The sequence below is a fragment of the Serratia sp. CY55921 genome, assembly GCF_052167655.1.
Lineage (GTDB): Bacteria > Pseudomonadota > Gammaproteobacteria > Enterobacterales > Enterobacteriaceae > Serratia > Serratia ureilytica.
The window spans coordinates 1886075-1899973 of sequence record NZ_JBJNMU010000001.1 but is presented as its reverse complement, the minus strand read 5'-3'; the positions used below and the strand labels follow the sequence as shown (position 1 = coordinate 1899973).

Below are 13899 nucleotides of genomic sequence, written 5' to 3'. Positions count from 1 at the left end.
AGTAAACTTAGCCCTGAGGCTGAGTTACAACGTCTTTGATACCTTTAACTTCGATCTCTACGCGACGATCTGGTGCCAGGCAAGCGATCTGAGCTTTGGTAGCGCGGCCAGATTTGTAGCCACAGGTGTTGCCAGTAACTGGCTCTGCTTCACCCATACCACGTGCAGAGATTTTGTCTGACGGGATACCTTTGGAGACCAGGTAGTCAACAACGCTCTGTGCGCGTTTTTCAGACAGTTTCTGGTTGTACTGGTCAGAACCAACGGCGTCGGTGTAACCCAGAACCACTACGGAACCGTCTTTAGGATCCATGGAGCTCAGTTGGGTGTACAGCTGATCCAGAGCCTGCTGGCCTTCTGCTTTCAGAGTAGACTTGTTGAAGTTGAACAGCACGTCAGACTTCAGAGTGAAACGCTTGGTTTCAACAACTGGAGCCGGAGCTGGAGCTGGAGCAACTGGAGCAACTACGTCATCCTGACCGAAGCGGTAAGAAACGCCCAGGCTCAGCATGGTGTTGTCTGGACGCGCGCCAACGGTACCTGCGTCACCGATGTTGCTTACGAACTGGTAGTCCAGGCGGGTAGCCCAGTTTTTGGTCAGTGCGTATTCAACACCCACAGCAGCCAGCGGAGAAACGCCGGTGTCGTGGTCGCTCAGGCGACGAGCGCCGTTGTCATAGCTAGCTTTAGAGTCTGCGCGCCATACCATACCACCCAGACGAGTGTAGATGTCCAGATCGTCAGCAATTGGGTAGCTCAGTTTAGCGGCCAGTTGAACGCCCTGCGCTTTGAAAGCACCGTTGTTCACGCTGCCTTTGTAAGGCATACGGCCAAGCCAGTCATAGCCCAGTTCGAAGCCCAGGTATTGGTTTGCCTGGTAGCCCAGGAACGCGCCTGCACCCAGCTGATCTTTGTGGGTTGGGCCGTTGCCGATACCGTTCTGGTAACCGTTGCCGTAGAAGCCAACGTCATGGTACTGGGACCAGCCCAGTTTAGCACCGGTGTACCAGGTGTTATCTTTTGGAGCGGCTTGCGCTACGGTAGCGAAACCTGCCAGTGCCACTGCTAATGCGATAGCTGTCTTTTTCATTTTGCGCCTCGTTATCATCCAAATAGGCAATGAGCTTTAAAGCTGTTTTAAGCCCTTGGTTAAATTCCTTCGCCAAGGTTTAAGCCCTCGTTTGTTACTCGCCAGTTTTTCTGACGTTATAGAGCAACCTTGGCGATGTAAAGTCTACAACGTGGCGCGAAAGTTACAAGTGTGATGTGATAAGGCTCTAAAAAAAAACGCAGAATCGTACATATTTGCTAACATTCTCAGCTCAAAAAAACGGCGATAAACAGGGCATTTTCCCTTGCCAAACCGCGGCTGGACTAGCTTTTTGCCTTATTCCGCAAAGGTTCCCTTTACGGGGTGCGAAAATGATGGGAAAAATCCTAAATTTACTTAATGATACAAAGAAGAGTGAATTTTTAGGGTAGAACACTGTCCGTGAGTCGGGCTAATGTCACGTTGTGGACGCATGATAAACCCGTATGCGTTACCCAATTCTGCCGCACGTCTTAATTTTAGACGATCCTCCTCCGTTAGCTCGGGCAACCAGCCGAGAACCACGCTGTAATTCCCCGTTTGCAGCGCTTTTTCCATTGCCTCAACCGTATTCACCGGGCTGATCTGGCTCAATTGCACCACTTTATCCACCGGCAGGCCGGATTGCTGCAGCCATTGTTTGCTTAATTTTTGCTGCGGCGTGAGCCACAGAAGCCAGCGAGACTGCTTGCCCAGTTGCTGCAGCAGGGGCAACAGCAGTTGAGCCACTGCGGGCTGGCGTTCGTTGTAAACAAGTTCACTGATCAAGCCATTCTCTTTGCCGACATCCGTGTTCTTCGCAACATTGCGCGTTGTATAAGAGCCATGGCCGAAATGAGGTTGGTAGAGTGATTGAGTACGCATAAAGTTCCCGCCCGTCGTGTTACTGTATGTTTATACAGTATCCCTGATTTAGGATAAGATCAACCCAAATTTTCGTAGCGGCTCGCATAATTGCGATCATTTTTTGTACCGACGGTTTTTGTGATTGGCAGGCGGACGGATAGTGCGTATTTTTCTAATTAGTTGTTCACGTTACTTTTTTCATTGATGAGAGAAATAATACGGCCAGAACCTAAAGGCCAGAACCTAAAAAGGAGGAACGCTATGAAAAGGATGTCGACGAGAAGAATCGCGCAGGCTAAAAATTGCTTTGCGGCATTGGGGGCTATCACGACTCGGTCGCAGTTCGGCGGTTACGGTCTGCTGGCTGAGGGCGTCATGTTTGCGGTGATAGCGGAGGGGGAGCTGTATTTGCGGGCTACGGCAAGCATGGAACCCGCCTTTCGCGCCCGCGGAATGGTCAATATGGTCTATTCCAAACGCGGTGTGCCCATTACCTTGCGCTATTACTGGGTTGACGAGTCGCTGTGGCGGGAACGCAACGAACTGGTGGGGCTGGCCTGGCAGGCTGTCAGGGAGGCGCGCCGGGAGCAGCGGCTTAAGGCTGGCGATCACGGCCGACTGAAGGCATTGCCGAATATTGACGTCAATATGGAACGTCTGCTGTGGCGAGCGGGCATTCGCAACGCTTATGACCTACGGCTGCATGGCGCCAAACGCAGCTATCTCCGTTTATTGAAACAGCAGACTAATTTGGGGCTACGAGTGCTGCTGTCGCTGGGCGGGGCGATAGCCGGTTATCATCAGGCGGCGTTGCCGGCCGAATTACGCAGCGAGTTAGTGCGTTGGTTCGATCATACGATGGCGATGCGCCGCCATGGGCATGAGCCGGTTATTCAGGGCCCATCGATCGGGCCCTGAATAGTTAGGCTGCCTTATTGATTTGGGCATGCAGCGCGGTGAGCTCCGGCAGCAGTTCGAGCACCAAACCCACCTGCTGCAAGACCAATTGTTCTTTGCTTTCAGGTTCCGGAACGGCTTTGCTGATGCGCTCCGCCAGCTGTTCCAACGCCTGCGCAATGCGCTGGCTGTTCCGTTCTTCCTGATGCAGGGCGCCGTCCACGTAACACACGGCGTCATTGAGCAGATCGAGTGTGGCCGGGGTGTTCAGCCGCTCGCGGTGCGCCCCCAATGCGGAGATATAGCTCAGGAGCGTGTGGTTCAGACAGAGCAAGCGGAAGGCGGCTTCCTGCAGCGCTTTGTCGGCCTTGGGATCGGCTGACATGTTGGAGATGACCGAAGCCAGTTCCGCATCGCTGTTATGGGCATCTCGTCGTGCGATGCGGTAAGCGAGGCCGTTATCCTTACCTTGATGATATTGCACCAAAATGGCGTCCAGATAGCGGCAGTTGGCATTCAGCGTTTTATCCACCACCGCCGGCAGTTGGCGGAACTTCCAGTCTGGCCAGATGAAGCTGACGGCCGCCCAGGCGATGGCGCATCCCAGCAAGGTATCGTAAACGCGCGGGGCGGCCACTTCGAATCCTTCACCCAACAAGTTAAAGCACAGCAACACCAGCAGCGTGATGAACATCGTCGCGTGGGCATATTGCACGGTGCGGAACGCGAAGAACAGGACGCCGGTGATGACGATCAACACCAGTTGCCCTTCTACGGAAGGCACGAAATAGAGGATTGGCAGGCCGATCAGGATACCTGCCAGAGTGCCGATGATGCGCAATGCCAGGCGCCGGCGGGTGGCGTTGTAGTTCGGTTGGCAGACGAACAGGCTGGTCAGCAGGATCCAGTAACCGTGCTGCATACCGGTGAACTGGATAAAGGCGTAACCGACGCACAGCACCGCCGACATGCGGATCGCATGGCGGAACAGGGCCGACTGCGGCGTTAAATGGCGGCTGATGCGCAGCCGGATGTCGCTCCAACCGGTCAAGCGATCGTCGGCCAGGCTGTTCTCTTCCGCTTGTCCGTTCGCCAGCGTTTGCTCGGACTCGATATTGGCCAACTGCGCATCTATCGCATGCAGGTTTTTCAGCAGATGCGCCAGCGCCTTGGTCTGTTCGCTATTGCCCTGGGTTTCGGCGATGCGCGCCAACGCCTCCTGAATGCGGCTGAAAGCCGGCTCAAAACGCGGGTTGTGCTGGTACTTTTGCCGCAGCAGGATAGATTGCGCCAGCTGGCGGCAGGCGCGCGCCTGCATACTCAGCAAACGCTGGAAGCGGAACAAAATGTCGCTGTGACGGAATTGCCGGCTGAGCGCAGGGTATTGAACGTGGGAAGAACTGGCGCGTTCGTGGATATCCTGCGCGACAAAATAGTAGTGCAAGGTGCGACGGGTGCCGCGCTGGCCGCGATCGCCTTTCAGGCGTGTCAATAACGAGGCTTTGGTCTGGTTGAGTAGCGCGACCAACGCGCTGTTGGCCATTGCGACGTCCATCCATGGCAGATCGGCGTCGCGTTCGGCATCGGGATCGAACAGGTTGGCTTTGGCGTCCAGATAATTGGCCAGTTGATCGTAACAGCGCGCCAGGTTTTCTTGCAGCGGTCGGATCGGGAACAGCAGGTGGCCCGCCAGCGTCAGCAGGTTGTACCACAATGCACCGATCACCAGCAGCAGCGGTTGCTGATACCAGGCATCGTACATGGAAGTGCCGAGCATGGTGTAAACCGCGATCAGCAGCGCACCGAAGGCGATGGTGGCGTAACGTTGCCCCAAGGCGCCCAGCAGGATAAAACCGCAGGTCGAGGTGGTTAAGCCAAGCGCGAACAACCAAGGGTAGGGAAACAGCAGCTCAATCGAGGCGGAAGCAATAAAGAAGCATACCAACGTGATCAGCAGATTGCGTAATCTGCCGGCCAGGCGGTCGTCCAAATCAGTCAGGGCGGCTGCCACCACGCCCAGCGTTAACGGGATAGTCAGCTTGGGAATGCCGAGCCACCAGGGAACGGCGGTGGTGCCGATCAGCGCAATGAGGATGCGCAAGTGATACAGCAGGTTGCTGTTGTAAGTATAACGACGAACTGCGGGTGCAAAAGAGAGCACGAAAAACTCCTCAAACGGAGAAAAAATTAACGCTGTTGATAGTGGCGGCGAGCATTCTCAATACGGGCTTGCTGAGCCATTTCTACCGAGACGACGCGGCGTCCCACCGGCCACAGCGCGATGGCGGCTATTTTGAAATTGGCGATGCCGACCGGAATGCCGATGATTGAAACGCATTGCACGATACCGGCGGCGATGTGTGACAGACACAGCCACCAGCCGAACAGCACCAGCCAGATAATGTTGAGCAGTGAGCCGCCGGCGGAGAGCAGCGCATTGCTTTTTTCCGGATACAGTTCATCGACGTGTATCGCTTCGTTGCCGAACGGCACCAGCGACAGCTTGGTGATTTCCCAACAGGAGCGGGTAAGCGGCAGTGTGATGACAAGCAGCACGCTGAACACCGTAGCAATAAGCCAGCCTAGCGTGGTGAAGAAACCGCCCAACACAAAATTAAGAATATTCAGTACAGTACGCATAGACGTCATTCTGCTCTAATGATAGCCAAACCGCGATGCGGGCGTATTCACGATAAAAACGCAAAATCTATTCTACCCTTTTTTTAGCGCTAGAGTGCCACTGCTTATAGCAGGTAAACTGGCAGATATCCGTTATTTAATCTCAACATAGTCATGGCGCGACGATATGGAACTTAAAGCGACATCGCTGGGGAAACACCTGGCTCAGCACCCTTATAACCGCGTGCGGTTGCTGCACGCCGGCGTTGAGGTGAGCGGGGAAAAACATGAATACCTGATCCCCTTCAATCAACTGATTCAGGTCAGGTGCAAGCGTGGCATCGTCTGGGGCGAGCTGGAATTTGAATTACCGGACGAAAAAGTAGTGCGGCTGCACGGCACCGAATGGCAGGAAACGCAGCGTTTTTATCACTTTCTTCAGCAGGCGTGGCAGCAGTGGAGCGCCGAAATGAGCGACGTCAGCGCCGGCGTGTTGCAACAGCAGGTGGCGCAGATTAAGCGCATTGAGCAACAAGATAAATGGTTCAAAAAGTCTGAGCTGGGCAAGTTGCAGCAGCAAATTCGCGAGGCTTTCTCCGCGCTGCCGATGCCGGTGGCGCGCCTGGAGGAATTCGATAACTGCCGGGCTGATTATCATCTGTGTTTACAATGGTTGCAGCAGGGGGAGCGCAGCATCGAGCAATGCAACCGGCAGTGGACCGAGCGCATGCTGGAGCAACACCATGATTTCTTCCAGACCGTCGAGAGTTCGCCGCTCAACGACGCCCAGAGCCGGGCAGTGGTCAATGGCGAGGATTCCGTGCTGGTGTTGGCCGGCGCCGGCAGCGGCAAAACGTCGGTGCTGGTGGCGCGCGCCGGCTGGCTGCTGCGTCGTCAGGAGGCTGAGCCGGGTCAAATCTTGCTGTTGGCGTTCGGCCGTCAGGCCGCCGGCGAGATGAATGACCGCATCAAAGAACGTTTGGGTGATGTCGGCATTCAGGCCAAGACCTTCCATGCCTTGGCGTTGCAAATCATTCAACAAGGCAGCCGCAAAGCGCCGGCCATCAGCCGGTTGGAAACCGATGCCAAAGCGCGCAAAGAGCTGCTGATCACCCATTGGCGCCAACAGTGCGCGGAGAAGAAAGCGCAGGCCAAGGGGTGGCGTCAATGGTTGACCGAAGAGTTGGAGTGGGAAGTGCCGGAAGGCGACTTCTGGCAGGATAAGCGCCTGGCGGATCGCCTGGCAAGCCGGTTGGAACGCTGGTTGGGGCTGATGCGCATGCATGGCGGCAGCCAGGCGGAAATGATCGAGCAGGCGGATGAAGAAATCCGCGATCTGTTTTCAAAACGCATCAGGCTGATGGCGCCGCTGCTGAAAGCCTGGAAAAGCGCCTTGAAAGAGGAAGGGGCGGTGGACTTCTCCGGCCTTATCCATCAGGCGGTCAACATTCTCGACAAGGGGCGCTTCGTCAGCCCGTGGAAACATATTCTGGTCGACGAGTTTCAGGATATCTCACCGCAGCGTGCACTGTTGCTGGCGGCATTGCGCCGACAGAACAAGCAGACCTGCCTGTTTGCTGTAGGGGATGACTGGCAGGCGATTTATCGCTTCAGCGGCGCAGAACTGACGTTAACCACGGCCTTCGCCACGAACTTCGGCGAAGGCGCGCAGTGCGCGCTGGATACCACCTATCGTTTCAATGAACGCATCGGCGAGGTGGCCAACCGGTTCGTGCAGCAGAACCCGCACCAGCTGAAAAAACCGCTCAATAGCCTGAGCAAGGGCAATAAAAAGTCGGTGACGATCCTGCCGCACGAGCAGTTGGAGCCGCTACTGGACAAGCTGAGCGGCTACGCCAAGCCGGATGAGCGCATCCTGGTGCTGGCGCGTTACCACCATCTGAAACCGGAAGCGCTGGCGAAAGCGGCCACCCGCTGGCCAAAGCTGGATCTGGAGTTTATGACCATCCACGCCAGCAAGGGGCAGCAGGCGGAATACGTCATCATCGCCGGTTTGCATGAGGGGCGTGACGGCTTCCCCGCCGTGGCGCGCGAGTCGGTGTTGGAAGAGGTGTTACTGCCGCAGCCGGAGGACTTTCCGGATGCTGAAGAGCGCCGTCTGCTGTATGTCGCGTTGACTCGCGCCAAACATCAGGTATGGCTGTTGCAGGATCGTGAACGTCCTTCGGTGTTCGTCGACCACCTTCGTGAGCTTGGCGTTCCGGTGCAGAAAAAACCGTAAGCAGCTGGCCTGGCGGTAGCCAGGCCGAAAGGACTATTTCAGGCGGTCTTGCAGGTAACGCTGATAGTCGGGGATGGCGATCGCCACCTCGCTTTTGAACAGCGGAGAGTCAATCAAAAAATCAGCGGTCGAACGGTTGGTCGCTACCGGAATATTCCAGACGGTCGCCAGCCGCAGCAGCGCCTTCACGTCCGGATCGTGAGGAACCGCATTCAGCGGATCCCAGAAGAAGATCAGCATGTCTATCTTGCCTTCCGCAATCAGTGCGCCGACTTGCTGATCGCCACCCATTGGGCCGCTCAGCATGCTGGTGACGGGAATGCCGCTGGCACGCTGGATCAGGTTGCCGGTGGTGCCGGTGGCGTACAACTGGTGCTGCGCCAGAATGGTCTTGTGGCTTTCAACCCATTCCAGCAGGGCCTGTTTGCGGTGATCGTGCGCCACCAGCGCAATGTGTTTGCGCTCGGCGATAGTGCGGGTGGTCAATTCCATCTCAGTGTCCTTCGCTAATCGGTGATGTGCGACAGATTACTGAAACTGTTTTTCACTGCCTAGCGTTTGCAGTTGAAAATGCGAAGAAAAGGCGCCTTCGCGGCTAAGGCGCCGGGAGGGATCAGCGAACCGGTTGTTTGTTGGCCCAGTGCAGGAAGCGCTTCTGGGTTTCCTTGTCCGCCTGTTGGAACCAGTATTGCAGCATCTGTTCCGACACGTTTTCACCTTTCAGCGTCACCGTCGGGGCATTCACCGGTGCGCCGGCCGGCAGAGAGGCTGTTGTGTTGCCTGCGTTCGGCTGGACGAAAAGCGGGACGGAAGCCGGGCGGTTTTGGCGGTTGTAATCCGTCATCACCTTTTCCAAATCGGCATTGAAGGTGACGCTGTCGGGATGCAGCATATCATGCTGGAACGGCAGGGCATTACCCTCTTTATCCACTACCCGATAGTTCAGCGTTTTATCGAAGCGTTGCGCGTCACGATCGTTCTCGATGCGCGGCAGTTCGATCGCCACCTGACTGATCTTTTGCGTATTGAAGGTGGCAACCAGCGGCAGGGACGCATAGGCCTGCGTATGCTGGCCGGAACGTACGGTTTTGGTCACTTTAAACAGCAGCTGGTGCTGTCCGCCATCCAGTTCAAGGCTGTCGGCGCCTTTTAACAACGAACCTGTCATTTTCTTGCCGTCGACCACCAGCAGATCGATGTCCGGGGAGAGTTTCAGGGTCGTAGCCGCGGCAGGCATGCTGATGCTGAGCAACGCCGCAACCACCAGACCAAATTTCATCATTATCTCCTTATAAAGTGACGTAGCTCTAAGTGTTGAACATGGCATAGGTTGTGTCAAAATTTTTCAATCGGGTATTTTATTTACATTTTTACATATTTATTTGTAATTAGACACGTCTGTGCGTGGCTGAACCGCGACAGCCTCAGACCATAAGATTACCCTGAAGTTTCCTGCGCGTAGCGTTTAGCCGCGCGAATGCCGATCGGTTACACTCGAAACGGAAGAGTGACGCAGTGATAAACGGGAGTTGAAGATGCAAGATCAAGAGATTGTTGAGTTATTGCAGCAGGTGAAAACCATCGCGCTGGTGGGCGCCAGCGATAACCCGTCGCGGCCCAGCTATGGGGTGATGGCTTATCTGTTGTCGCAGGGATATCAGGTGATCCCAGTGAGCCCAAAACTGGCGGGGCAGACGCTGTTGGGGCAGCCGGTTTATGCCACGCTGGCCGCCATCCCGCAGCCGGTCGATATGGTCGACGTTTTTCGCAATTCGGAGGCAGCCTACGGCGTGGCGCAAGAGGCGATAGCGATCGGTGCCAAGGCGCTGTGGTTGCAGATCGGCGTGATTAATGACCAGGCGGCAGTGCTGGCGCAACAGGCTGGGCTGCAGGTGGTGATGGATCGCTGCCCGAAAATCGAAATCCCGCGTTTGGGGCTGGAGCGCTAAATAAAAAGAGCCCGGCGCGATGCCGGGCTCTTTCAGGGTTTCTCAGGTCTTGGCGCGGTCAATTGCGCAAGCGTGGCGCCTGTAACTGGTGACGGATGGATTCCGCCAGTTCATCCAGCGATGGTTGCTCGGGATGCGCTTCCTGGGGCTCGCCATCCAGCTGCGCTTCCGCCAGATAGGTATGCACCGGTTGGCCTTCCTCGTCTTCCATCACCACGTGGTACCAAGGAGCGGAACGCAGTTCATCGTTCGCCGCTATCTCGTCAGCTTTGGGTTGTTCCAAAGAGTATTCAGGGTCGATATCGATAACGACGCCCAAATACCCCAGCAGTTTATGCCTAACCTGTTGTCCGATACCGAATTTGCTGGCAATCATGATGACCTCCTGAGAAACAATGCCTTGCTCATATATGGGGGCAAGGCAGCGCATTTCAAGTTACATCACCCGACAAGCGAAGCCTTTCAGATACAGCCCCTCAGGGTACGTGGCGATCACCGGGTGATCGGCAGCCTGGCGGAACTGTTCTATAAATTGTACATCACGTCCGGCATCTACAGCGGCGTCGGCCAAAATTTTCTGGAACAGATCGGTCGGCATCAGCCCGGAGCAAGAGAAGCTGAGCAGAATGCCGCCCGGGTTCAGCAGCTGCAGCGCCAGCATATTAATGTCTTTGTAGCCACGGCAGGCGCTGGCCAGCTGGTTTTTGTTCTCGACGAACTTCGGCGGATCCATGATGATCAGATCGAATTTCTCGCCCTGGGCGCGGTAGTTGCGCAGCAGTTGGAACACGTCATCGCGAACGAACTCTGCCTTGTTCAGCTCCAACTTGTTGAGCTCGACGTTCTGTCTGGCGATATCCAGCGCCGCCTGCGAGGTATCTACACTGATCACCTGCGCGCAGCCGCCCATCAGAGCGGAAACGGCGAAGGCGCCGGTGTAGGAGAAGCAGTTCAGCACCCGGCGGCCGGCAGAGTAGTTACGCGCCGCCAGGCGGCTGTCGCGCTGATCGAGATAGAAACCGGTCTTGTGCCCTTGCTGAATGTCCACCAGCAGTTTCATGCCGTGTTCGGTGATCGGCAGCAGCTCCGGCGGCAGATCGCCCAGCACCGGGCCCTGCGCCAGCGGCAGGCCTTCTTTTTTACGCACCGCCACGTCGGAACGGTCGTAAATCGAACATTCCGGGTAACAATGCTGCAGAGCGGAAAGCAGCGCCGGGCGCTGATATTCGGCGCCGGCGGACAGCAGCTGCAGCACCAGGAAATTCTGGAAGCGATCGATAGTGATGCCCGGCAGGCCGTCGGATTCGCCGGCGATCAGGCGGTATCCGTCCAGGCCGTCGCGCTGCGCGACCCAATCACGCCAGCTTTGCGCTTGCTGCAGGCGGCGAATGAAGAAATCGATGTTAATCTCTTCATCCTGCTGGAAAGTCCAGACGCGTGCGCGGATCTGCGACTCGGGCGAATAGGCGCCGCGAGCCAGCCATTTGCCCTGGCTGTCGAGAATATCGATGGTTTCACCGGAGAGCGCTTTGCCCTCGACGCGTTGAACGGCGCCGGAGAACACCCAAGGGTGGCGACGGAGTAAGGACTTTTCACGTCCTTTGGCGAGAAACAGGCGTACGGTCATAATTAATAATGCTGCCAGCTAGGATAGAAAGAGTGACACGGCGGTGCAAAGGCACGGCAATGCCATAACGAAAACTGAATTAAGGGGGCGATTATGACACAAGTTTGCATTGCTGCGTATGTGTATGGCGTGGTGCAGGGGGTAGGGTTTCGCTATTCCACTCAGCGGCAGGCTGAGGCGCTGGGGGTGACGGGCTATGCGCGCAACCTTGATGACGGCAGCGTTCAGGTGGTGGCCTGCGGCACACAGGAGCAGGTGGACTCGCTGGTCGCATGGCTGAAGCAGGGCGGCCCGCGCAGCGCGCGCGTCGAACGCGTGCTGGTGGAGCCGCAGGGCGTGACCGACTACGACGGGTTCGGCATTCGCTATTAAGTGCTCGCCTGCAGCGGCGCTGCGGGCGGAGCGGTCAGATGCATTTTACCGGTTTGGGCAATCCGGCGATCTTGGTGGCCTGTTTGGCCGGCCCTTTCGGGAACAGGCGGTACAGATAGCGGCTGTTGCCTTTTTCTTCACCGTATTTCTGCGCCATGGCTTTGACCAGCATGCGAATAGCCGGTGAGGTATTGAATTCCTGATAGAAGTCGCGCACAAAGCGCACCACTTCCCAGTGTGCTTCGGTGAGCACGATCTCTTCCTGCGCGGCCAGCAGCGGCGCCAGGCCTTCATGCCAGTCGGCGCTGTTTTTCAGATAGCCCTGCGCGTCAGTGTCGATAACCCGACCTTCAAACTCCAACATACTGCCTCGATAACGGATAATTCGGAACGGCCGCCAGTTTAGCAAATTTTTTCAGCCGCAAAAAATAAAGCCCCGCCGGAGCGGGGCCTGGAAGGCGGGGTAACACGCGATCAGTTGCTGCGGGCGAAGCCCAGAATGCTCAACAGGCTGATGAACATGTTGTACAGCGATACGTACAGGCTGACGGTGGCGCGAATGTAGTTGGTCTCGCCGCCGTGAATGATGTTGCTGGTTTCCCACAGGATCGCGCCGGCGGAGAACAGAATGAACAGCGCGCTGATCGCCAGGTGCAGAGCAGGGATCTGCAGGAACAGGTTGGCGATCACCGCCACCAGCAGCACCACAAAACCGGCCATCATCATGCCGGACAGGAACGACATGTCTTTACGGGTGGTCAGCACGTAGGCCGAGCAGCAGAAGAACACCGCGGCGGTGCCGCCCAGCGCCAGCATGATCAGATCGCCCGCGCCGGCGTTCAGGAACGAGCTGAGGATCGGGCCAAGGGCATACCCCATGAAACCGGTCAACGCGAACGCCGCCAGAATGCCTGCCGGGCTGTTGGCCAGTTTATGCGTCAGGAACATCAGCCCGTAGAAGCCAACCAGCATCAGCAGCAAGCCCGGCGCAGGCAGGCCCAGCAGGGTACTGGCGGTTGCGGTCAGCGCCGAGAAAGCCAGCGTCAGGGATAACAGGAAATAGGTGTTGCGCAGGACTTTATGCGTGCTGAGCAGGGAGTCGCGCGAGGAAGACGAGACGACAATGCGGTCCATAATGATCTCTCTTATCAGGCCATCACAAAATAATCCCGATGATAGGCAGCGCAAGCGCTTGATTAAAGTTTGTTTACCAATCTTTACCCTTAGTTATCATTGTTGCAACAGCGGGGGGAGCGGCCGCGCGTTTGTTCGCCGGCTTGCATCATTCCGTCGATTTTTCGCGCGGTTGAACGCGCCTGGGCTTTACAAGCGAATAAGCTCTGTTTATAGTGCGCGTCGTTGCGGAGGGGTGGCCGAGTGGCTGAAGGCAACGGTCTTGAAAACCGTCGACGGGAAACCGTTCCAGAGTTCGAATCTCTGCTCCTCCGCCATACATTCTGACCCCGCGCTCTTAGAGCGCGGGGTTTTTTGCTTTTGCGTGCTGAGAACTTGACGGTCGCCCGCAGGAAATGCGAACGGCTATTGATAAGGGCTACGCATCGGTGAGATTATGCGGTCATCAAGGCAGGCCGCTCGGATGCCTGCTGCTGTCAGGCGTGACCGGCACGATAATTAACGCCGCCTTATCGATTTTGCTTAATACTCTTAGGAGACAGAGATGAACTGGTATCAAGTCGCCCTATGGACCATGATTTTTCTCAAGTCCGGCGCTTTCCTGGTGTTCGTATGGTGGTGGATGTTCAAACGTGCGACCAAACCCTATGAGCGTCCGAAAGACGTTGTGGTCGACGAGACGCCGTATGACGATAGCCTTACGATGGAAGAGGTGATGAAGAATCACGGCATCGTACGGACTGAAAAGCCGCTCTGATCGTCGAATATCTGTGTTGCTATCAACCCGAGCCTGTGGCGCTCGGGTTTTTTATTCCCGCCGTTACTCGCGAAGCATCCCTTTTCCCCTATCTTGTTTGACCCCTGTAGCGATTTATTTAAATGAATTATCTTTCAGTATATTTTTTAATATACTTTAAAGGTGGGTTTTATATTGATAGGGAAAGATATATTTTTCTCTGAAAAATTCACCCTTATCGACTGAGCAAAGAAAAATTCGGACGCTGTTTCTTGTGTGTCTGAATATTCATGTGCAGAGAGTATCGCATTTCCGGGCTACTCCTATAGCGGTAGGTCGGATAATTTTTAAGGTAGGGGAAAAGTAAACCTTACGTGGAGGGATGAG

General features: G+C 56.0%; 15 protein-coding genes and 1 tRNA gene. 6 read left to right on the top strand and 10 right to left on the bottom strand.

Annotated elements, in window-relative coordinates:
- Positions 1-7: 7 nt before the first annotated feature.
- On the bottom strand, positions 8-1090 hold the full coding sequence (gene ompA / locus ACJ8M3_RS09295) for a porin OmpA (RefSeq protein WP_089197682.1): 1083 nt from the start codon (positions 1088-1090) through the stop codon (positions 8-10).
- Between the two features lie 357 nt (positions 1091-1447).
- The gene (gene sulA, locus ACJ8M3_RS09290; RefSeq protein WP_033642592.1) at positions 1448-1954 is read right to left on the bottom strand and encodes an SOS-induced cell division inhibitor SulA; all 507 of its coding nucleotides are present in this window, start codon (positions 1952-1954) and stop codon (positions 1448-1450) included.
- A 243-nt stretch (positions 1955-2197) separates the two neighbouring features.
- Here sulA and ACJ8M3_RS09285 point away from each other — a divergent pair, with 243 nt between their 5' ends.
- The gene (locus tag ACJ8M3_RS09285; RefSeq protein ID WP_046686788.1) at positions 2198-2854 is read left to right on the top strand and encodes a TfoX/Sxy family DNA transformation protein; all 657 of its coding nucleotides are present in this window, start codon (positions 2198-2200) and stop codon (positions 2852-2854) included.
- A 4-nt stretch (positions 2855-2858) separates the two neighbouring features.
- Here the strand turns inward: ACJ8M3_RS09285 and yccS are convergent, their stop codons facing one another.
- Entirely contained in the window at positions 2859-4994 is a 2136-nt protein-coding gene (gene yccS / locus ACJ8M3_RS09280) for a YccS family putative transporter (protein ID WP_197755681.1), read from the bottom strand.
- A 26-nt stretch (positions 4995-5020) separates the two neighbouring features.
- Positions 5021-5473 carry a YccF domain-containing protein gene (locus ACJ8M3_RS09275; protein ID WP_025302313.1) on the bottom strand — a complete coding sequence of 151 codons (453 nt, stop codon included), beginning with the start codon at positions 5471-5473 and terminating at the stop codon, positions 5021-5023.
- Positions 5474-5639: 166 nt separating this feature from the next.
- On the opposite strand from ACJ8M3_RS09275, the gene helD reads away from it, so the two are divergent.
- The gene (gene helD / locus ACJ8M3_RS09270) at positions 5640-7694 is read left to right on the top strand and encodes a DNA helicase IV (protein WP_089196859.1); all 2055 of its coding nucleotides are present in this window, start codon (positions 5640-5642) and stop codon (positions 7692-7694) included.
- 33 nt (positions 7695-7727) lie between these two features.
- On the opposite strand, the gene ACJ8M3_RS09265 is transcribed toward helD, so the two are convergent.
- Both ACJ8M3_RS09265 and ACJ8M3_RS09260 read right to left on the bottom strand, forming a co-directional pair.
- Positions 7728-8186, bottom strand: a complete 459-nt coding sequence (locus tag ACJ8M3_RS09265; RefSeq protein ID WP_033642596.1) for a methylglyoxal synthase — start codon at positions 8184-8186, stop codon at positions 7728-7730.
- Positions 8187-8307: 121 nt separating this feature from the next.
- Positions 8308-8973 (bottom strand): DUF2057 family protein, encoded by a 666-nt coding sequence (locus tag ACJ8M3_RS09260; RefSeq protein ID WP_089196860.1) that lies wholly within the window; start codon positions 8971-8973, stop codon positions 8308-8310.
- A 256-nt stretch (positions 8974-9229) separates the two neighbouring features.
- On the opposite strand from ACJ8M3_RS09260, the gene ACJ8M3_RS09255 reads away from it, so the two are divergent.
- Positions 9230-9643 carry a CoA-binding protein gene (locus ACJ8M3_RS09255; protein ID WP_033642598.1) on the top strand — a complete coding sequence of 138 codons (414 nt, stop codon included), beginning with the start codon at positions 9230-9232 and terminating at the stop codon, positions 9641-9643.
- A gap of 58 nt (positions 9644-9701) precedes the next feature.
- Here ACJ8M3_RS09255 and hspQ read toward each other — a convergent pair whose 3' ends face one another.
- Complete coding sequence (gene hspQ / locus ACJ8M3_RS09250) at positions 9702-10019, bottom strand: heat shock protein HspQ (RefSeq protein ID WP_004928104.1); 318 nt, start codon at positions 10017-10019, stop codon at positions 9702-9704.
- Positions 10020-10079: 60 nt separating this feature from the next.
- Complete coding sequence (rlmI, locus tag ACJ8M3_RS09245) at positions 10080-11270, bottom strand: 23S rRNA (cytosine(1962)-C(5))-methyltransferase RlmI (protein WP_072627929.1); 1191 nt, start codon at positions 11268-11270, stop codon at positions 10080-10082.
- A 93-nt stretch (positions 11271-11363) separates the two neighbouring features.
- Between rlmI and yccX the strand changes: the two genes are divergently transcribed.
- Positions 11364-11642: an acylphosphatase gene (gene yccX / locus ACJ8M3_RS09240; protein ID WP_033642600.1), complete on the top strand. Its 279-nt coding sequence runs from the start codon at positions 11364-11366 to the stop codon at positions 11640-11642.
- Positions 11643-11676: 34 nt separating this feature from the next.
- On the opposite strand, the gene tusE is transcribed toward yccX, so the two are convergent.
- Both tusE and yccA read right to left on the bottom strand, forming a co-directional pair.
- Positions 11677-12006 carry a sulfurtransferase TusE gene (gene tusE / locus ACJ8M3_RS09235; RefSeq protein WP_033642601.1) on the bottom strand — a complete coding sequence of 110 codons (330 nt, stop codon included), beginning with the start codon at positions 12004-12006 and terminating at the stop codon, positions 11677-11679.
- A gap of 110 nt (positions 12007-12116) precedes the next feature.
- A complete protein-coding gene (gene yccA, locus ACJ8M3_RS09230) occupies positions 12117-12776 on the bottom strand; it encodes an FtsH protease modulator YccA (protein ID WP_033642602.1) in 660 nt (219 codons plus the stop codon).
- Positions 12777-13005: 229 nt separating this feature from the next.
- Here yccA and ACJ8M3_RS09225 point away from each other — a divergent pair.
- Together ACJ8M3_RS09225 and ACJ8M3_RS09220 are read left to right on the top strand one after the other, a co-directional pair.
- Positions 13006-13093: transfer RNA gene (locus tag ACJ8M3_RS09225), tRNA-Ser, on the top strand.
- 227 nt (positions 13094-13320) lie between these two features.
- On the top strand, positions 13321-13533 hold the full coding sequence (locus tag ACJ8M3_RS09220) for a hypothetical protein (RefSeq protein WP_004928089.1): 213 nt from the start codon (positions 13321-13323) through the stop codon (positions 13531-13533).
- Positions 13534-13899: the final 366 nt, after the last annotated feature.